This is a genomic window from Streptomyces sp. NPDC006393 (genome assembly GCF_040628575.1).
GTDB lineage: Bacteria > Actinomycetota > Actinomycetes > Streptomycetales > Streptomycetaceae > Streptomyces.
Window position 1 is genome coordinate 1 of sequence record NZ_JBEXZD010000106.1, and the last position, 16,610, is coordinate 16,610.

19 protein-coding genes are annotated in these 16,610 nt (G+C 73.0%); 6 read left to right on the plus strand and 13 right to left on the minus strand.

The window, feature by feature from the left end:
* Positions 1-126: 126 nt before the first annotated feature.
* The gene (locus tag ABZ484_RS31100; protein ID WP_358869257.1) at positions 127-603 is read right to left on the minus strand and encodes a GreA/GreB family elongation factor; all 477 of its coding nucleotides are present in this window, start codon (positions 601-603) and stop codon (positions 127-129) included.
* A 232-nt stretch (positions 604-835) separates the two neighbouring features.
* Here ABZ484_RS31100 and ABZ484_RS31105 point away from each other — a divergent pair, with 232 nt between their 5' ends.
* Together ABZ484_RS31105 and ABZ484_RS31110 are read left to right on the plus strand one after the other, a co-directional pair.
* Positions 836-1,243, plus strand: a complete 408-nt coding sequence (locus ABZ484_RS31105; RefSeq protein ID WP_358869258.1) for an NUDIX domain-containing protein — start codon at positions 836-838, stop codon at positions 1,241-1,243.
* Positions 1,244-1,314: 71 nt separating this feature from the next.
* Entirely contained in the window at positions 1,315-1,479 is a 165-nt protein-coding gene (locus tag ABZ484_RS31110) for a hypothetical protein (protein ID WP_167413952.1), read from the plus strand.
* A gap of 83 nt (positions 1,480-1,562) precedes the next feature.
* Here ABZ484_RS31110 and ABZ484_RS31115 read toward each other — a convergent pair whose 3' ends face one another.
* Both ABZ484_RS31115 and ABZ484_RS31120 read right to left on the minus strand, forming a co-directional pair.
* Entirely contained in the window at positions 1,563-1,934 is a 372-nt protein-coding gene (locus ABZ484_RS31115) for a thioesterase (RefSeq protein WP_358869259.1), read from the minus strand.
* Positions 1,935-2,233: 299 nt separating this feature from the next.
* Positions 2,234-3,193, minus strand: a complete 960-nt coding sequence (locus ABZ484_RS31120) for a 2-hydroxyacid dehydrogenase (RefSeq protein ID WP_358869260.1) — start codon at positions 3,191-3,193, stop codon at positions 2,234-2,236.
* Positions 3,194-3,267: 74 nt separating this feature from the next.
* On the opposite strand from ABZ484_RS31120, the gene ABZ484_RS31125 reads away from it, so the two are divergent.
* Both ABZ484_RS31125 and ABZ484_RS31130 read left to right on the plus strand, forming a co-directional pair.
* A complete protein-coding gene (locus tag ABZ484_RS31125) occupies positions 3,268-4,593 on the plus strand; it encodes an MFS transporter (RefSeq protein WP_358869261.1) in 1,326 nt (441 codons plus the stop codon).
* Entirely contained in the window at positions 4,590-5,438 is an 849-nt protein-coding gene (locus ABZ484_RS31130; protein WP_358869262.1) for an IclR family transcriptional regulator, read from the plus strand. Before ABZ484_RS31125 ends, ABZ484_RS31130 begins: the two co-directional genes overlap by 4 nt.
* 48 nt (positions 5,439-5,486) lie before the next feature.
* On the opposite strand, the gene hchA is transcribed toward ABZ484_RS31130, so the two are convergent.
* The 3 genes from hchA to ABZ484_RS31145 form a co-directional block, all read right to left on the minus strand.
* Entirely contained in the window at positions 5,487-6,368 is an 882-nt protein-coding gene (hchA, locus tag ABZ484_RS31135; protein WP_358869263.1) for a glyoxalase III HchA, read from the minus strand.
* Positions 6,369-6,479: 111 nt separating this feature from the next.
* Positions 6,480-7,343, minus strand: coding sequence for a VC0807 family protein (locus tag ABZ484_RS31140; RefSeq protein ID WP_358869264.1), 864 nt, complete (start codon positions 7,341-7,343; stop codon positions 6,480-6,482).
* Positions 7,340-8,005, minus strand: a complete 666-nt coding sequence (locus ABZ484_RS31145; RefSeq protein WP_358869265.1) for a DUF3887 domain-containing protein — start codon at positions 8,003-8,005, stop codon at positions 7,340-7,342. Before ABZ484_RS31145 ends, ABZ484_RS31140 begins: the two co-directional genes overlap by 4 nt.
* Before the next feature lie 95 nt (positions 8,006-8,100).
* Between ABZ484_RS31145 and ABZ484_RS31150 the strand changes: the two genes are divergently transcribed.
* Positions 8,101-8,520 (plus strand): helix-turn-helix transcriptional regulator, encoded by a 420-nt coding sequence (locus tag ABZ484_RS31150; RefSeq protein WP_358869266.1) that lies wholly within the window; start codon positions 8,101-8,103, stop codon positions 8,518-8,520.
* A 10-nt stretch (positions 8,521-8,530) separates the two neighbouring features.
* Positions 8,531-8,947 (plus strand): VOC family protein, encoded by a 417-nt coding sequence (locus ABZ484_RS31155; protein ID WP_358869267.1) that lies wholly within the window; start codon positions 8,531-8,533, stop codon positions 8,945-8,947.
* A 30-nt stretch (positions 8,948-8,977) separates the two neighbouring features.
* Here ABZ484_RS31155 and ABZ484_RS31160 read toward each other — a convergent pair whose 3' ends face one another.
* The 7 genes from ABZ484_RS31160 to dgoD all read right to left on the minus strand — a co-directional run bounded on the left by ABZ484_RS31160 (position 8,978) and on the right by dgoD (position 16,567).
* On the minus strand, positions 8,978-9,844 hold the full coding sequence (locus ABZ484_RS31160; RefSeq protein WP_358869268.1) for a CAP domain-containing protein: 867 nt from the start codon (positions 9,842-9,844) through the stop codon (positions 8,978-8,980).
* Positions 9,845-10,242: 398 nt separating this feature from the next.
* On the minus strand, positions 10,243-11,625 hold the full coding sequence (locus ABZ484_RS31165) for an MFS transporter (RefSeq protein WP_358869286.1): 1,383 nt from the start codon (positions 11,623-11,625) through the stop codon (positions 10,243-10,245).
* Between the two features lie 174 nt (positions 11,626-11,799).
* Entirely contained in the window at positions 11,800-12,519 is a 720-nt protein-coding gene (locus ABZ484_RS31170) for an FCD domain-containing protein (RefSeq protein WP_358869269.1), read from the minus strand.
* A gap of 66 nt (positions 12,520-12,585) precedes the next feature.
* Positions 12,586-13,548 carry an SMP-30/gluconolactonase/LRE family protein gene (locus ABZ484_RS31175; RefSeq protein ID WP_358869270.1) on the minus strand — a complete coding sequence of 321 codons (963 nt, stop codon included), beginning with the start codon at positions 13,546-13,548 and terminating at the stop codon, positions 12,586-12,588.
* A gap of 97 nt (positions 13,549-13,645) precedes the next feature.
* Positions 13,646-14,569, minus strand: coding sequence for a sugar kinase (locus ABZ484_RS31180; protein WP_358869287.1), 924 nt, complete (start codon positions 14,567-14,569; stop codon positions 13,646-13,648).
* Positions 14,570-14,640: 71 nt separating this feature from the next.
* Positions 14,641-15,285, minus strand: coding sequence for a bifunctional 4-hydroxy-2-oxoglutarate aldolase/2-dehydro-3-deoxy-phosphogluconate aldolase (locus ABZ484_RS31185; protein WP_358869288.1), 645 nt, complete (start codon positions 15,283-15,285; stop codon positions 14,641-14,643).
* 136 nt (positions 15,286-15,421) lie between these two features.
* Complete coding sequence (gene dgoD, locus ABZ484_RS31190) at positions 15,422-16,567, minus strand: galactonate dehydratase (RefSeq protein WP_358869271.1); 1,146 nt, start codon at positions 16,565-16,567, stop codon at positions 15,422-15,424.
* Positions 16,568-16,610 lie beyond the last annotated feature (43 nt).

Sequence of the window (16,610 nt, forward strand, 5' to 3'; positions counted from 1 at the left end):
GCCGAACCCGGCGACACCATCGTCGCCGACGTCGTCAAGGACACCCTCCACTGCACCGTCCACCACCCCGCCCCGAGCGACGAAACAACAGCGGCCGAGACGGCCGGGCCGCCCGTCTCCTGACCGTCAGGTGCCTTCCCCCGGCTCACCCAGGGAGAGCACGGTCACCGTCGACGGCCCGTCGGGAGCGTCGTATCCGACGGAGTCGCCGGCACGACGGCCGAGGAGGGCACGGCCGAGCGGACTGTCGGCGGTGACCAGTGTGTGGGCCCGCTCCTCGGCCATCTCGCTGATCTGAACCGTCTCCACGGTCCCGTCCGCGAACCGGACGGTGACCGTGGAGCCCACACCGACCGCGTCGGTGCTGGGCAGCCGCGCGGCGGCCGACTCGCGCAGCCGGTCGTTGATCCGGTTGATGCGGTCGTCCAGGCGCTCCAGCTGGTTGGCGCGCTGGAGTTCATCGGCCTGGTCGGCGGCGTCCCCCGGCGAATCCGTACCGCCGAGGGTCGCCGCGACCGTGGCGCGTTCGGCGCGCAGATCGGCGAGCTCCTGTTCGAGTGCGCGACGGGCTTCGCCGCTGATCGGTCTGGGCTCACCGGCCATTCCTGCTCCCGTGGTGCGGTTGTGCGGAGAACATCCTTATGTGCAGCGTAATGCGGAGATCGTCACGATGCCGCTCGTCCCGCCGCGGGCCGCCGGCGCGACCGGGGAGCAGGCAGGGCAGCACTCCCGTCGCAGGGCGTCAACTGTCCGACCCCGGGTAGGAGGACGGGACGGGCGGTGGAGACCGAGCTGCCCTGCGGGCCGTGTGAAGAGCGACGGGAAGGTGGGGGCCATGGCGCCGGAACGGGCTGCCGAGAGCGTGGTGCGGGCGGTCGTCATGTACGACGGACAAGTACTGCTGGTGGAACAGCCCGACGGCGACTGGCGGCTGCCCGCGGGCACCCCGGAGCCGGCCGAGACGGCGCCGGCCACCGCGGCGCGCGTGGTCCACGAGCTCACCGGCTACCTCGTCGACGGCTCGGCGACGCTGGGCTCGGCGGCGGCGGTGGGCGCGCAGGCGAGCGCACCGGTGGCGGTCGTGTGCCAGTTGCTCACCGAGGCGCCGTCGGACGGGGCGCGGCTCGCCCCGGAGCGGATCCGCTGGGTCGCCGCGGCGGAGCTCGTCCGTTCCGGACGGTCCGGGAACACCGGGCTGCCCGATGCCGTACGCGACTACCTGGAGGGCCACACGCCCGTGTGAGCCGGGGTACCGCACCAGCCGTCCGGACGGTTGCGGTGGCGGGCGGCGCGAGAAGGCAGTGGGCTGGATTCATGAGCGACGACGAGAACATCTCCGCCTGGACCGAACGGCTGCTGCGCGAGGCGCCCGCCCTGTCGCCCGAGCAGGCCCGCAGCTTCGTGTACGACCTGTACTTCGCCGCCCAGCGGGCGCTGGACAAGGAGGAATGGGAGGCCGACTTCGAGCGCGACGAATAGCGCGCCGAAGACGGACAGCGCGGCCAAGACGGACAGCGCGACGAGCACGGACGGCGTGGCACAGGGACCGGGCGGACGGGCGGTCAGCGGCCCGCTCCGGGGCCGGCCGTCGCGGCGAGGAACCGTCCGCGATCGACGATCGCCCGGTCGATCTCCCCGGTCGCGACGAGCGCGCCCGAACCGTCGACGGCCCGCACGAGGAAGGTGAGGCGCCGGCCCGCGGGCGCGGCGGGAGCCGCGGCGGCGACCTCCACGCGGCCGCCCACGGGCGTGGCGCGCAGGTGCTCGACGCGGATCGCCGTGCCCACGGTCGTCTGACCCGTCGCGGTGAAGGGTGCGGCGGCCTCCACGGTCGCCGCCTCCATCCACGCGATCAGGCGCGGGGTGGAGAGCACCGGCACATCACCGCTGCCCACCGACTCCGCGGTGTCGGCATCGGTCACCACATGTCGCATCGCACCACGCTGACCGCTTCCGGATCCGGGTGCCGACCGGCCGGTGGCCATGCGCACCGGAATCGCGGCACCAGGACCGCTGTGGAAGGATGCGGAGTGGAAATGCCTGTTGTGCCCTTATATAGGCGACAGGTGGCGCCCTGGTATACGCCCCCCATCGTGAGGAGGTTCCCGTGTCCTCGAAGCGACGCCGCAAGAAGAAGTCCCGCCGCAACCACCAGGCGAATCACGGGAAACGCCCCCAGTCCTGACTCCATCGCCGACCCGTCTCACGGTGCGCGGGCCGCCCGTGAGGCGGGTCAGTCGCGTGGGAAGGGGTGGAGGAGGGGGCGGCCGGTCGCGAAGCGGTGGACCTGATCGACGATCAGGCGTTCGGCGCGCGGGCGGAACGCCGCGGAGCCACCGGCCACATGAGGGGTGATGAGGACCCCGGGAGTCCGGCGCAGGGGGTGGTCGGCGGGCAGGGGTTCGGGGTCGATGACGTCCAGCGTGGCGCGCAGCCGGCCGTCGCGGGTCTCGTCGAGCAGCGCTTCGGTGTCGAGCGTGCGGCCGCGGCCGACGTTGACGACCAGGGCGCCGTCGGGCAGAGCGGCCAGCTCCTTGACGCCGAGGAGCCCGGCCGTGCCCGGGTTCTCGGGCAGGACCAGGACGACGATGTCGGTGGCCGGGAGCAGGTCGGGCAGCTCGGCCACGGCGTGGACGTGCTGCTCGGGGCGTGCCCGGCGGGCGACGCGGACGACGCGGGCCTCGCAGGCGAGCAGGCGCTGTTCGAGGGCGGCGCCGATGGAGCCGTAGCCGACGATCGTCACCGTCGTGTCCGCGAGGGACCGCGTGAAGTGGGGTTCCCAGCGTCCCGCGGCCTGGTCGGCGACCCACTGTGGCAGGTCCCGCTGCGCGGCGAGGATCAGGCCGAGCGCGTGCTCGGCGGTGGAGGCGTCGTGCAGGCCGCGGCCGTTGTGCAGGCCGACCCCGGGGGGCAGGAGCGGCAGCAGTTTCTCCACGCCCGCGCTCAGCGACTGCACCGCGCCCAGGCGCGGCAACCGCGGCAGCAGTCGTACGGCGTCCGGTACGGCGTAGGGCATCACCCACAGGCCGACACGCGCCAGTACGTCCTCGGCGGGTTCGCTGCCCGGTGTCACACCGTCCCAGACGTGCACCCCGACGCCCGCGGGCCAGGGCCCGTGCCGCCGGTCCAGGTCCGGCCACGGGACGAGTACGTCCGTGGCGTCGGTGGCGGTGTCGTGAAGGGCTCTGGTCATCGGGCTCTCCTTCTCGTACGGTTCTTCCCGTCCAGTGAAACACTTTCCATCTCACGGAAAACAGGGGGTCAGGGATGACAGCGACGTCACCTGCCACCGACACCGGCAGAGCCAAGGCCGCGCAGTCCGGGTTCTGGAGGTCCGCCCGCGCCCGCCACATGATGCCGGTCGCGTTCGTCACGTACTCGCTCGCCTATCTCGACAAGTCCAACTACGCGATCGCGTCCGCCGGCGGCATGGCCGACGACCTGCATCTGTCCGCGGGGGCCGACTCCCTCATCGCCGCGTCGTTCTTCCTCGGCTACTTCTTCTTCCAGATCCCCGGGACGATCTACGCCGAGCAGCGCAGCGCCCGCCGGCTGGTCGCCTGGTCGACCGTCGCCTGGGGGCTGCTCGCCGTCGCCCAGGGGCTGCTCAGCAGTCCCGCGCAGCTGATCGCGGTCCGCTTCGCGCTCGGCGTCGTCGAGGGCGCGGTGCTGCCGTCGATGGTCATGCTGCTCGGCCGCTGGTTCACGCGCGGCGAGCGCGGACGCGCCAACACCCTGCTCATCCTCGGCAACCCGGTCACCGTGATGTGGCTGTCGGCGGTCTCCGGCTGGCTGGTGTCGGTCTCCGACTGGCGCGTGATGTTCATCGCCGAAGGCGTGCCCTCCGTCCTGTGGGGACTGTGCTGCCTGCGGCTCATCAAGGACCGCCCCGAGCGGACACACCGCCTGCCCGCCCACGAACTGGACCTGCTGCGCGCCGACCTGGCCGCCGAACAGGCCGCCGCACCGCCCGTGTCCGGCACCCTGCGCCAGCGGTACCGCACGGTGCTGCGCTCGACCCAGGTGCTGACCATGGCCGCCCAGTACTTCTTCTGGTCCTTCGGCATGTACGGCTTCGTCTTCTGGCTCCCCGCCATCATCAAGAAGGGCTCCGGCGAGGGCATCGGCGCCACCGGACTGCTCACGGCCATCCCGTACGCCTGCGCGGCCTGCGCGATGCTGCTCAACTCCCGCCTGTCCGACCGCAGCGGCCGGCGCCGCGCCGCCGTGTGGCCGTGGCTGGGCTGCGGCGGCCTCGCGCTCCTCGCCTCCTACGCCGCCGGCGACCACTTCCCCGTGGCCCTCGCCCTGCTCGTCGTCGCGGGCCTGTGCCTGTACGCGCCGTACGGACCGTACTTCGCCCTGGTCTCGACGCTCGCCCCGCCCGGGATCGCGGGCGCCGCCGTCGCCCTGGTCAACTCCTTCGGCGCGCTCGGCTCCTTCGCCGGGACCTATCTGGTCGGCTGGGTGCGCGGGACGCAGTTCGGCGACGCGGGCGCCTTCGGGCTGATGGCGGTCTGCGCCCTGCTCGCCGCGGGGCTGACCCTGGCGGTCCCCGAACCGACGGCCTCCCGGCCGGTCCCGGTACCGTGATCGTCGACGCGGCGGCCGAGCGAGGCACCGACGGCCGCCGCACCCACCCGCGGCGGCGGCACGGAACCACGGAGGCGTACACGGTGACCACACCATCCGGCGACGACATGCTGGGCCGGGGACTGCGGCTGCTGACCGTGCTGGCCGAGCACCCCGCCGGACTCGGCGTGAGCGCCGCCGCCCGCGCCGCCCGGCTCCCCGTCAGCAGCGCCCACCGCATCCTCGGCCGGCTCGTCGAGGAGCGGTTCGCCACCTACGACGAGGACGCCCGGCGCTACGCACTGGGTTGGCGCGTCCTGGAACTGTCCCGGGGCTTCCAGCGCTCACCCGCCGGTTACTCCGCCGCCGCGGCACCCATGCGCCGCCTGGCCGCGCGCACCGGGCTGCCTGTCATCGCCGGCATCCTCCTCGGCGCCGACGTCCTGCTCGTGCTCTCCGTGCAGGGCACCCAGCACCTTCAGCTGCGCAGCGCCGAGGGGACCCGCAACCCGTGGCACGCCACCTCGCTCGGCAAGGCCCTCGCCGCCGCGCTGCCGGAGGAGGAACGCGAACAGCTCCTGTCCGGACCGCTCCCGGCGGTGACACCCCGCACGATCACCGATCCCGGCCGACTCCGCGCCGAGCTCGCCCTCGTGCGGCAGCGGGGCTGGTCCGAGGTCGACGAGGAGAACGAGATCGGCGTCCGCTCCATCGCCGCCGCGCTGCCCCGAGCCCCCGAGAGCACCCCGCCCCTGGCGGTCTCCCTCGCGGCCACGGTCATCCTCACCGAAGCCGACCAACTCCGCGCCCACGCACCCGCGCTGCGGCAGTGCGTGGAGGACATCGGCGCACACATGTCCCCCTGAGGTCCCTGTGCCGGTGTCCGGTCTCCGGTCTCCGGTCTCCGGGAAGCGTCAGCCGGCGGCCCGGGCCGCTTCCACCAGGGCGCCGGAGGCGAGCAGACCGAGCGCGTGGGACGCGAGGGGGCTGTCACCCGTGAGGAGCTTCCGGTCCCGGTGCGTCCTGCCGGTCATGTCGTCGTTGACGACGTTCAGCCCTTCCTTGCCGAGCAGGTCGGCGACGAGCCACGGCAGGCGGCCGGGGAGGTAGCCGATGTCCAGATTCGCGCCCTTGTCGAGCGCGTCGGGGAAGACGCACGCCGAATACCCCTTGAAGGGGTTCTCCTCCTTGCCCAGCGAGGCGGCCAGCAGCGCGGCCGGACCGTGGCACAAGGTGACGATGAACCTGTCGTTCGTCAGAGCCCACTCGAGCGTCCGGCCCACCGCCGCACTGCCCGGCAGGCCGACGACGGCCCCGTGCCCGCCCGGGATGAAGACCGCGATGTAGTCCGCATCCCCTCCCAGGCCCTCCGCGACGACCTCGGAGAGTTTCTTGGGCTGCTTGAGCTTCGGCTTGAGCGCTTCGTACGTGGCCAGGACCGCTTCGTCCTCCCGCGGCATGGCCCACAGTTCCAGCTTCGCCGGGTAGCCCGTCACCGTGGCGACGTCGACGCCGAAGCCCGCCTCCATCATGTGGTGAAGCGGAAGCAGCATCTCGACCGGGTGATTGCCGGTGGAGAACATCTTGCCGTTCTCCAGCAGTACGTAGCGTTCCTCGGCCGCGATCATGAGCACCTTCCACCGGCCCCCGGTGTAGGCGCCCTTGTGCCGCACCCCGTCGAAGTCGGTCTTCGGCGAGGTGTACTTGCTCAGCGAGTACGGCGAGGGGAAGTACGCGTTGTCCTCGGCGGGATCCGGTGCGGGATCCTTGCTCAGATCGTCTGCGGTGTGCGACATGGTTACGACCTGTGTGCGTGGGCGTACGGGTGCTTGTGACCACCCCTCGGCACGCTACCCGCGACGCGTCCGTCCCGCAGGTCGATCTCGGCGTGCCCTTCATCCTGTCGATCAGTGCGAGCCGAGGACGAGCCTGAGCGCGATCAGGACGCCGGCGGCGGTCAGGACGACGAGGCGGGCCTGCCAGGTGCGAGGGCCCCAGCCGAAGCCGTGCCGCCGGGGGCCGAACCAGGCGGTCCGGGGCGCGCTGTGGCCGTGTCCGTCGTCCGCGGCTTGCCCGCCGGCCGTCGCGCTCCCCTTGGCCGGCCGCGGCCGGCCCTTGGCGGTGCGGTACCGGTAGAGGAGCGCGGCGGCCACGCCGAGTGCGGCGACGGCCCATCGGACCACGCGCGAGGTCACCAGGAAGGCGCCCGTGGAGAGGGAGAAGGCGAGCGCCGCGGTGACCGCCGCCTCCGCGAGGCAGACGACTCCGACGATCAGCGTGATGGCGGTGAGACGGCGTCGCAGCCGAGCGGCGTCGGCGGCGCGCGCGAGGGCGGCGCGCACCCGTGGGTCGCGGCGGGCGGCGGCCCGCAGGAGGTGCTCCACCAACGGCCGTCGTACGGCGACCGATATGAGGCAGGCCAGGCCGAAGACGCCGGTCGCCAGCGGACGGTACAGCTTCATTGGCAGCGAACTCCCGCCGGAGAGCACCGTGGCGGCGAGCGCGAGACCGAAACCCGCGGCGACCAGCAGGCCGCCCCACAGCGAACGGCGTCCGGTCAGCGGCGCGGCCAGGGCCAGGCCGACCGGGGCGGCCGCGGCGATCGCCAGCGAGGTCCCGTCGCTGTGGACGACCGGCCGGAGCAGGTAGTACAGAGCGAGCGGCGCAAGCGACGCGAGGACGAGGAGGACGGCGTGCGCGTGCCGGCGCCCGCCGCCGGGTCCGGCGGCCGGCAAGGGCGCCGGACCGTGCGGGCGGTGCGACTCTGTCATGATCGTTCCGTTTCTGCCGGCAGCACGAAGAAGCCGGCCACCTGTCCGTCGGCGTCGAAGGCGACCCGCCGCAGCAACTCGCCCCGTTCGTGCGCCATCGGAACGTCGACCACGGTGTAGCCGGAGACGGCCCGGACGGACGGCGTACCCATGGCCTGGAAGGCACCGCGCTCACGCTCGGCCTTCTGCCAGACGGCGCGCAGCAGGTCGGCCGGGGCCGCCTGCGTCATACGGGAATCGAAGCGGGAGCGCATCTCCTCCCACCGCTGCTCCGTGAACAGTGCGAGCACGCGCAGCGCCTCCTCGGCCGCACCGGGCAGCAGGGCGGCGGCCTCCGGGGTGCCGCCCGCGCCCGCCGCTTCCCCCGGCCCGCCGAAGCGCTGGAACGCGGCCTGCCGGGTCACGTGCAGCATCTCGCCGATGGCCGCCCAGCTCAGCCCGCGGTTCCGGGCCTGGCGTACCAGGGTGCGCTGGATGTCGTCGACGACCCGGGCAAGACCGCGGGAGGCCGCGAGCGCGGCCAGCACCGGTTCGCCGGATGTCTCCCGGTCGCCCATGAGGACGCTCACGGCGAGCTCCGCGTCGGCCTTCAGAGTCCAGGCCATGACCTGCCGGTCGGCCGCGTCGGCGGCCCGCAGGGCGTCGTCTTCGGTGTCGCTCACGGTGTAAAGGTGCCTTGACACTTCATGGATGTCAAGAAACCTTTACACCACTCGGAACCGCGCCGGCGGCGGTCGCGCTGTGCGATGCTGGGCCGGTGACGCTGGAAGACCTCGTCCGGCTGCGCCGGGCCCGTGATGTCATGGACCGCGACTACGAGAAGCCGCTCGACGTGGCGGCGCTGGCGCGTGTCGCCCTCATGTCACCGGGCCATTTCTCCCGCAGCTTCCGCGCCGCCTACGGGGAGACGCCGTACAGCTACCTGATGACGCGCAGGATCGAGCGGGCCAAGGCGCTGCTGCGGCGGGGCGACATGACGGTGACGGAGGTCTGCTTCGCGGTCGGCTGTACGTCGCTGGGCTCGTTCAGTTCCCGCTTCACCGAACTGGTCGGGGAGAGCCCGAGCTCGTACCGGGCCCGCGGCCACGACGAGGGGGCCGCCATCCCGCCCTGCATCGCCAAGATCCATATGCGGCCCGTCCGGAACGGGGGAGCGGAGCCGGCCCCCCGCTCGTAGCGTGAAGCACATGGACATCAAGCTTTCCACCTGCTTCATCGCCGTCGACGACCACGACAAGGCGCTGGCCTTCTACCGGGACGTTCTCGGGCTGGAGGTGCGCAACGACGTCGGGTACGAGGGGATGCGCTGGGTGACCGTCGGAGCGCCCTCGCAGCCCGACGTGGACATCGTCCTCGAACCGCCCCTCGCGGACCCGAGCGCCTCGGCCGCCGACCGCCAGGCCATGGCCGAGCTGCTGGCGAAGGGGCTGCTGCGCGCCGTCATCTTCCAGACCGACGACTGCGACGCCACCTTCGCGCGCATTCGCGACGCGGGCGGCGAGGTGCTGCAGGAGCCGGCCGACCAGCCCTACGGCGTCCGCGACTGCGCCTTCCGTGATCCCTCCGGCAACATGCTGCGCTTCAACCAGCCTCGCCGGCCGTGAGACCACGGTCCCACGTGCCGGCGAGCGGTGTCAGCGTTCGGTGCCGAAGTCCTGGGTCCAGTAGCTGCCGGGCTGGGCGAGACCGACGCCGATCTCCTTGTACCCGCAGTTGAGGATGTTCTCCCTGTGGCCGGGGCTGTTCATCCAGGCCGACATGACCTGCTCCGGAGTGGAGTAGCCGTAGGCGACGTTCTCGCCGTACGAGCTCCAGGTGTAGCCGGCGCGGGTGATCCGGTCGCCCGGGGACGACCCGTCGGATCCCGTGTGCGACATGTTCCGGTGGGCGGCCATGTCCTCGCTGTGCGCCTGTGCGGCCTTGGTGAGGTCCGCGTTCACGGTCAGGGGTGAGCAGCCGACCTTGGCCCGCTCGGCGTTGACGAGCTGCACCACACGGGCGGTGTCCCCGGACGCCGTCGCCGTGGGCTGCGGAGCACTCTGCGAGGGGGTGGCCGTGGCGGTGGGGGCGGTCGTCGTCTTCGGGGCCGTGGAGGAGCCGCCTGCCGTGTGCCGGGGGGTGGCGGTCGTGTGCACGGTGCGCGTGGGCGCGGTGGTCCTGTGCTGGGGCGCGCCGGTGCTCGGCGTGCTGTGCCTGGGGGTGCTGTGCTTGGGCGCGCTGTGCCTCGGGGCGCTCGGCGTGGGGGTCGCGGTCGCCGACGCCGTCGGGGTCGGCTCCGCACTCTTGTGACCGTGCCGGTCACCGTGCCCGTGCCGGCGCCCGCCGTCGGTGTGCTGCCACGACGTCGTGGTCGCCTCGGCCCCGGCGCGATGGGACTGGCCTTCTCCACCGCCCGGCCAGTCGGTGCAGGCCAGGGCGATGGACGGCACTCCCAGAGCGCCGACGGCTGCGGCGGCGATGACTATCCGCCGGTAAGGCTGCTTTTTGCGATGCTTGCTCATGCGTGACCTCACTCGGTGATCGCCGAGCGCTCCTTACGTGAGTGGCTCCGCACGTCAGTGCGCTGCCGAACTACTGCGGCGACGTGCTGTGATCGTCATTCTTAGAACGCCTTTACCGGGAGCACAAAGACCCCTTCTACTATCGGCCTTCGTAGGCAAAGTTGGCCCTTGCAAAGGTGAGCGCGCGCGTGCTGGCCGGGCTTGTGCGGCCTTCGCCGCGTACTGCCGTGCCGTCAGAAGGCCGCCGCCGCACCAGAAGGAGCGGCGCTGTCGAGCGGGCGCCGTCCCGTCATGCCCGCCGTGACACACGCCCACGTCAAGCCGGACAAGTCCCATATGTCGCCAGAGCGTCCTCTACTACTCCGGACGCATAGTTGGCCGAGTCGGTGTGACGGATGTCACGCAACCGTGCGCTTCGCCGGTACGCACCGCCATGCGAGGCCCGCGGCGGTGAGGAAGGCGAGTGCGCCGACGGCCATGCTCGTGCGCAGCCCGGAGGCGCCGGCGGTGGTCATGGCGAGCAGGCTGCCTCCCAGTGCCACACCCGTGGCGCTGCCGATCTGACGGGTGGTGTTGAACAGGGCGGAGGCGGCCCCCGCGTACCCCGCCGGTGCGGCTGCCATCACCGTGGCGGTCGAGCCGGTCAGCGCGAAGGAGGTGCCGAACCCGGCGGCCATCATCGGAGCCACCAGCAGCGGGTAGGCCGCATCGGCTCCGGCCGCCGCCCAGCCGGCCAGCCCCAGCGCGGCCAGGAGCATGCCGCAGACCACCAGCGGACGATCGCCGGTGCGCCGCGTCAGCCGGCCGGACAGGACGGAGGCGAACATGGTCATCGCCACCGCCGGGAACAGCGCGAGCCCGGTGTCGAGGGCACTGAAACCCCGCCGGCGCTGGAAGTCCAGGCTGGCGGTGAACACCATGCCGTAGAAGCCGAAATTGAACAGCAGGCCGATGACGGCCCCACCGCTCATCGCGCGCGAGCGCAGCACGCTCAGCGGGAGCGCGGGGGAGCCGGCGAGCCGCTCGCGCACCGCGAACGCCGCGGCGGCCGCCGCGGCCAGTCCCAGTCCGGCGAGGACGGCGGGATCGGACCAGCCGCGACGTCCGGCCTCGTTGAGGGCGGCGGTCAGCAGGGCCACCGCCGCCACGACCGCGCACTGCGCCGGCCAGTCCAGGGACCGGTCGGCGTGCCGGGGTGAGCGGGACACGTGCCGCACTGTCAGCGCCAGACACACCGCGCCGACCGGCAGGTTGATGAGGAAGACCCACCGCCAGCCCACCGTGGTGACCAGCAGCCCGCCCAGCAGCGGCCCGGCGGAGGCCGCGATGCCCGCCATCGAACCCCACAGCCCGATGGCCCGCGCCCGCGTGCCCGGGGCCGGGTAGGCCTGCTGGAGCAGGGCGAGAGAACCGGGCACGATCAGCGCCGCGCCCAACCCCTCCACCAGCCGGGCCCCGATGAGGAAGAGGGTGCTGGGCGCGAACGCGCACGCCGCCGACGACGCCGTGAACACCACCACGCCCGAGCAGAAGACGCGCCGGCTCCCCAGCCGGTCGCCCAGGGCGCCACCGGTCATCAGGAACCCGGCGAAGACCAGTGTGTACGCATCCGTGATCCACTGGATGCCGGTGAGTGAGGCGGACAGGTCACGGCCGACCACCGGCACCGCCACGTTGATGATCGTCACATCGAGGATCACCATGAAGTACCCGGTGCAGACCGCCAGCAGCGGCGCCCAGGACCGCCGCGCGCGCTCGGGCGCCGAGCGGGCGGGCGGCACGGGCTCGCTTCCACCGGCCGAATCCGCGAACGCCACGTCCCCACTCCATCAAGGAACTCGGGAAACGCATGGGCGACACCGCGGAACCCGGCCGGCCATGGGGCCGACCGGGCCGCCGGGTGCGCAAGAGCGGGCCGTCGGCGCTCAGGAGCTCCGTGCTCAGGAACTCCGTGCTCAGGAGCGCGGTGCGGTGCCGGGCAGGTGAGTCACGTGTTCGATGTCCTCGGCGGCCTTGGCCAGCAGATCCAGCATGGCGAACTCGGCGCGTGCCGGGTCCTGGTCGCGGACGGCGTCCAGGACCGCACGGTGACTGGGCACGGGGTCGTCGGCATCGCCGTGCGTGTGGACCATGCGGTCGCGCTCCCGGAGTCCGGGCTCCAGGAGCATGTCCATCCGGCGCAGCATCTCGTTCCCGGTGGCGGCGAGCAGGGCCCGGTGGAACGCGACGTCCGCCTCGGCGGCGGCGGCGGAGTCCACCTGCGCCCGGCCCATGGCGTCCAGGGCGGCCTCGAGGGCGGTCAGGTCGGCGTCGGTGCGGTGCAGGGCGGCGCGGTGTGCCGCGGCCGGTTCGACGATGGAGCGTACGTCGGCGAGGTCACGCAGCAGGTGGGCGCCGTCGCCGGTCTCCATGCGCCAGCGGATCACGTCGGCGTCGAGCAGGTTCCAGTGGGCCCGCTCCCGCACATAGGTGCCGCGCTTCTGCCGTGCGTCGGTCAGTCCCTTGCCGGCCAGCACCTTCAGGGCCTCCCGCATCACGGTCAGGCTCACGTCCAGTTCGCTGCCGAGCGCCCCGATGTCCAGGATCTCGCCCTCGGCGAACTCACCCCCCACGATGCGGGCGCCCAGCTTGTGCACGACCTGCCCGTGCACGCCTCGGCCGGAGTAGGACGCCATGCGGTTCTCCTCGAAGTGAGAGGGATGGTGGTGGCTGGTGGCAGCAGTCTAACCGCTGGCCATTATTTATGAATTTCGGCGCGGCGCCTGAGGATTCACGGTATGAATCCCGGCGCCTGACGGTGCGGCCGCCGCCGCGGGCGCGGTGACCCGGCAGGGCACCGACAGCACCGCACCGTCCAGCGGGCCGGGGGCCTCCATGCCGTACCGGGCGGTGGTCACCAGCAGTTCGCTTCCCGTCAGGCACACGCTCGTGGGCTGCGCCGCGGGAACGGCGAGGGTCAGCAGGAGCGTTCCGTCGGGGGCGTGGCAGCGGATCTCGCCTGCTCCCCAGATCGCCGACCACACACGGCCCTCGTCGTCGACGGTCATGCCGTCGGGGCTGCCGGTGCCGGGCGCGAGCCGGAAGAGGACGCGGCGGTCGGACAGCGTTCCCGTCGCGGGGTCGACGCGGTGGGCGTACACGGTGCCGAGGGCACTGTCCGCCAGGTACATGGTGGTTCCGTCCGGGCTGAAGGCCGGGCCGTTGGGCACGGTGAGACCGTCGATGACCCTGACCACCGTTCCGTCCGGGTCCATCCGGTGCACGGCCCCCGCGCCGGGGGCGGCGTCGTAGGCCATCGAGCCGGCCCACATCCGGCCCTGCCGGTCGCAGACGGCGTCGTTCATCCGCCGGCGCGGCGGACCCTCCAGGTCCGGCAGGGTCGTGGCACGGAGGAGTGAGCCGTCGGGCGCGAGGCGCACCAGGCCGGTGCCGGCGGCGGCGAGGAAGCCGTCCCCGCGGCCCACGGGCGCCACCGCGCCGAGGGGATCCCCGAGTTGGGCGAGGGGTGTCAACGGGGCGTCGCGGTGGGTGGGCAGGGCCAGAAGGCGGCCGGTGAGGATGTCGACGAGGACGACCCGGCCGTCGTCGAGGAGGCGGATGCCTTCTCCCAGCTCGAGCCGGTCCGTGGCGGCGGGTGCGAAGTCCGTGGCGGCCGGTGCGAAGGCGGCGGCGTCGACCGCGGGAATGCTGTTGTCCGAGGGCATGGCGGGTCTCTCCGGTTTGCGCGATGGACGGGCCGGTCTGTTCGGGGACGCGCGATCGACGAACCGGTGTCCCCCGGGCCGCGCGATCGATGGGGGATCAACGGATGGCGCTGCCGGGCGGGGCGTCCAGCACGGTGAGTTCGTCGCGGTGGGGGAGCCCTTCCCAGTCACCGGCGGTGGCGACCGCGAACGCGCCGGTGGTGCACGCCCGGCGCAGCCGCTCGGCCGGCGGCAGACCGTCCAGCAGCCCCGAGAGGTAACCGGCGCAGAAGGCGTCCCCGGCGCCGACGGTGTCGACGACGGGCACGGGACGCGCGGGCCGCCGTACGCGGTGGCCGTCGGCGCCGTACAGTTCGGCGCCGTCGCGTCCGCGCTTGACGACCACCTCGCGCGCTCCGGCCGCCAGGAGTTCCGCCACCCGGGCCTCCTCGTCGTCGGTGTCGTCGTCGCCCGCGATCAGGGGAAGCTCGTCGTCCGAGGCGATGACCACGTCGACGCCGCCCCGCAGGGGACGCAGAACCTGAGCGGCCTGTTCCCGGCTCCACAGCCGGGCCCGGTGGTTCACGTCCAGGACGACGGTCCAGCCGTGCTCGCGGGCGTGCCCGACCGCGCTCGCCACCGCCGTGCGGGGATCCGGCCCCAGGGCGCAGGTGATGCCGGTGACATGCAGGATGCGGGCGCCCGCGGTCAGGGCGCCGGTCAGGTGCTCGGGCCGCTGGCGGGAGGCGGCCGACCCGGTACGCCAGTAGTGCACGCGGGCGACGTCGGCGACGAGGCGTTCGCGCAGCATGGAACCGGTGGGCGCGTCCGGGTCGGTCGTCGCGTGGCGTACGTCCACGCCTTCGCCGCGCAGCGTGCGCAGGATCAGGCGGGCCGGCTCGTCGGCTCCCAGACGGCCGGCCCAGGAGACACGGTGTCCCAGCCGGGCCAGCCCGATGGCGACGTTCGACTCCGCGCCCGCCAGCGTGGTGCGGGCCGGCGCGCCCACGGCGACGGGTCCCTCCGTCTGCAGCGACAGCATCGTCTCGCCGAAGGTCAGGACGTCGGCCGCCACGGCCTGTCCGGCGGCCACCTCGGCTGTGGCGCGGGGCGTCACGCGCTCGGCTCCTCTCGCCGGCAGACCGAACGGAACCGACGTGCCCGGTGCCGCAGTTCCTCCAGGTCCCCGCCGTGCGCGGCGTCGCCGACGAGCGGCGATCCCACACCGACGGCGAAAGCGCCGGCCGCCAAGTACTCCGTCGCCGCCTCCGCGTCCACGCCCCCGACGGGGACGAGCGGCATGTCGGGGAAGGGGTCCTTGAGCGCCCTGAGGTAGGCCGGTCCGCCCAGGGAGGCCGGGAAGAGTTTCACGGCGGTGGCGCCCTCCGCCATGACGGTGGCCGCCTCGGTCGGGGTCAGCGCCCCGGCCAGGACCGGCAGCCCCTGCTGTACGGCGGCGGTGACGGCGTCACCGCCCACGGGTGTGACCACCCAGGTGGCGCCGGCGTCCCGCGCACGCAGCACATCGTCCCGGGTGACGACGGTTCCGGCGCCGATGAAGGCGTCCTGGCCGGCCTCCCGGACGGCCTCGGCGATCACGTCGCAGGCGCCGTCGGTGGTGAGGGAGACCTCGATCAGGCCGACGCCCTCCTCGGCGAGCGTGAGCACCGTACGCAGGGCCGCGGGTGCCGAGCGTCCGCGCACGATGGCGGCGAGCCGGTCACGGCTCAGCAGGGTGGTGAGATCGGTCGGGTCCACGGGGGCGGCTCCTGGGGGCTGGGGTCGGCGAAGGCGGGCGACGAGAGCGGTGACGGGGACGACGACGAGAGGGACGTCGACGAGAGGGACGTCGACGAGCGCGGCGGGTGCGGGCCGCACGGGCCGGCCGGCGCCGTCACCACTCGGCGAACGACCCGTCCGGGTGCCGCCAGACCGGGCCCCGCCAGTCGGGGCTGCTGCCGTCCGCGGCGCGTACGGCCTTCTCGTCCACCTCGATGCCCAGACCCGGCCCGGTGGGGCGCAGGAAGCACCCGTCGTGGAAGCGGAACACCTCCGGATCGGCGAGGTAGTCGAGCACTTCGGCGCCCTTGTTGTAGTGGATGCCGATGCTCTGTTCCTGGATGAGGAAGTTGGGGGTGCTGAAGGCGATCTGGAGGCTCGCGGCGAGCGAGACCGGGCCGAGCGGGCAGTGAGGTGCGACGGGCACGTCGAAGGTCTCGGCGAGCGCGGCGATACGGCGGACCTCGGAGATGCCTCCCGCATGGGAGAGGTCCGGCTGGAGCACGGCCACACCGGCCTGAAGGGCGGGAAGCACGTCGGTCCGCGAGTACAGCCGCTCGCCCGTGGCGACGGGCACCGCGGTGCCGGCGACCACGTCTTCCAGCAGGTGGGTGTACTCCGGCAGCACGGGCTCCTCCACGAAGAGGGGATTGAACGGAGCCAGGTGCGGCAGGACCTTGCGCGCGTTGGCCACGGTGAAACGCCCGTGGAAGTCGACGGCGAAGTCCCTGTCCCGGCCCAGCACCTCCCGCGCCGCGGCCGCCCGACCCACCATCTCGTCGATGTCCCGCGTCGTGGCCAGGCGGTTCATCCGGCCGCAGGCGTTCATCTTGACCGCCGAGAAACCCGCCTCCACCTGGGCCGCGACGGCATCGGCCACCTCGGCGGGCTCGTCGCCGCCCACCCAGCTGTAGGCGCGCACACGATCGCGCACCGGCCCGCCCAGCAGCACGTGCACCGGCACGCCCAGCGCCTTGCCCGCGATGTCCCACAGGGCCTGGTCGAGCCCCGCCACGGCACTGGAGAGCACCGGCCCGCCCCGGTAGAAGGAGCCCTTGGTCATCACCTGCCAGTGGTCCTCGATCCGCAACGGATCCCGGCCGACCAGGAGCTCGGCCAGCTCGGACACGGCCGTACGCACCGTGGCGGCCCGGCCCTCGACGACCGGCTCGCCCCAGCCGACGACGCCGGCGTCGGTCTCTACCCGGCACAGCAGCCAGCGGGGCGGAACGGCGAAGGTCTCGATGCGGGTGATTTTCAAGGGAACGCTCCTGCGCTGGGTGAGGGAGAGAGGTCGCTCGGCC

Excerpts from the sequence above, each read along its gene's own strand:
- ABZ484_RS31175 (WP_358869270.1), bottom strand. The coding sequence starts at position 13,548 with ATGCCCTCGGACAACAGCATTCCCGCGGTCGACGCCGCCGCCTTCGCA.
- ABZ484_RS31170 (WP_358869269.1), bottom strand. The coding sequence starts at position 12,519 with ATGGCGTCCTACTCCGGCCGAGGCGTGCACGGGCAGGTCGTGCACAAG.
- ABZ484_RS31100 (WP_358869257.1), bottom strand. The coding sequence starts at position 603 with ATGGCCGGTGAGCCCAGACCGATCAGCGGCGAAGCCCGTCGCGCACTC.
- ABZ484_RS31105 (WP_358869258.1), top strand. The coding sequence starts at position 836 with ATGGCGCCGGAACGGGCTGCCGAGAGCGTGGTGCGGGCGGTCGTCATG.
- ABZ484_RS31125 (WP_358869261.1), top strand. The coding sequence starts at position 3,268 with ATGACAGCGACGTCACCTGCCACCGACACCGGCAGAGCCAAGGCCGCG.
- ABZ484_RS31180 (WP_358869287.1), bottom strand. The coding sequence starts at position 14,569 with ATGCTGTCGCTGCAGACGGAGGGACCCGTCGCCGTGGGCGCGCCGGCC.
- ABZ484_RS31120 (WP_358869260.1), bottom strand. The coding sequence starts at position 3,193 with ATGACCAGAGCCCTTCACGACACCGCCACCGACGCCACGGACGTACTC.
- hchA (WP_358869263.1), bottom strand. The coding sequence starts at position 6,368 with ATGTCGCACACCGCAGACGATCTGAGCAAGGATCCCGCACCGGATCCC.
- ABZ484_RS31110 (WP_167413952.1), top strand. The coding sequence starts at position 1,315 with ATGAGCGACGACGAGAACATCTCCGCCTGGACCGAACGGCTGCTGCGC.
- ABZ484_RS31115 (WP_358869259.1), bottom strand. The coding sequence starts at position 1,934 with ATGCGACATGTGGTGACCGATGCCGACACCGCGGAGTCGGTGGGCAGC.
- ABZ484_RS31160 (WP_358869268.1), bottom strand. The coding sequence starts at position 9,844 with ATGAGCAAGCATCGCAAAAAGCAGCCTTACCGGCGGATAGTCATCGCC.
- ABZ484_RS31155 (WP_358869267.1), top strand. The coding sequence starts at position 8,531 with ATGGACATCAAGCTTTCCACCTGCTTCATCGCCGTCGACGACCACGAC.
- ABZ484_RS31140 (WP_358869264.1), bottom strand. The coding sequence starts at position 7,343 with ATGACAGAGTCGCACCGCCCGCACGGTCCGGCGCCCTTGCCGGCCGCC.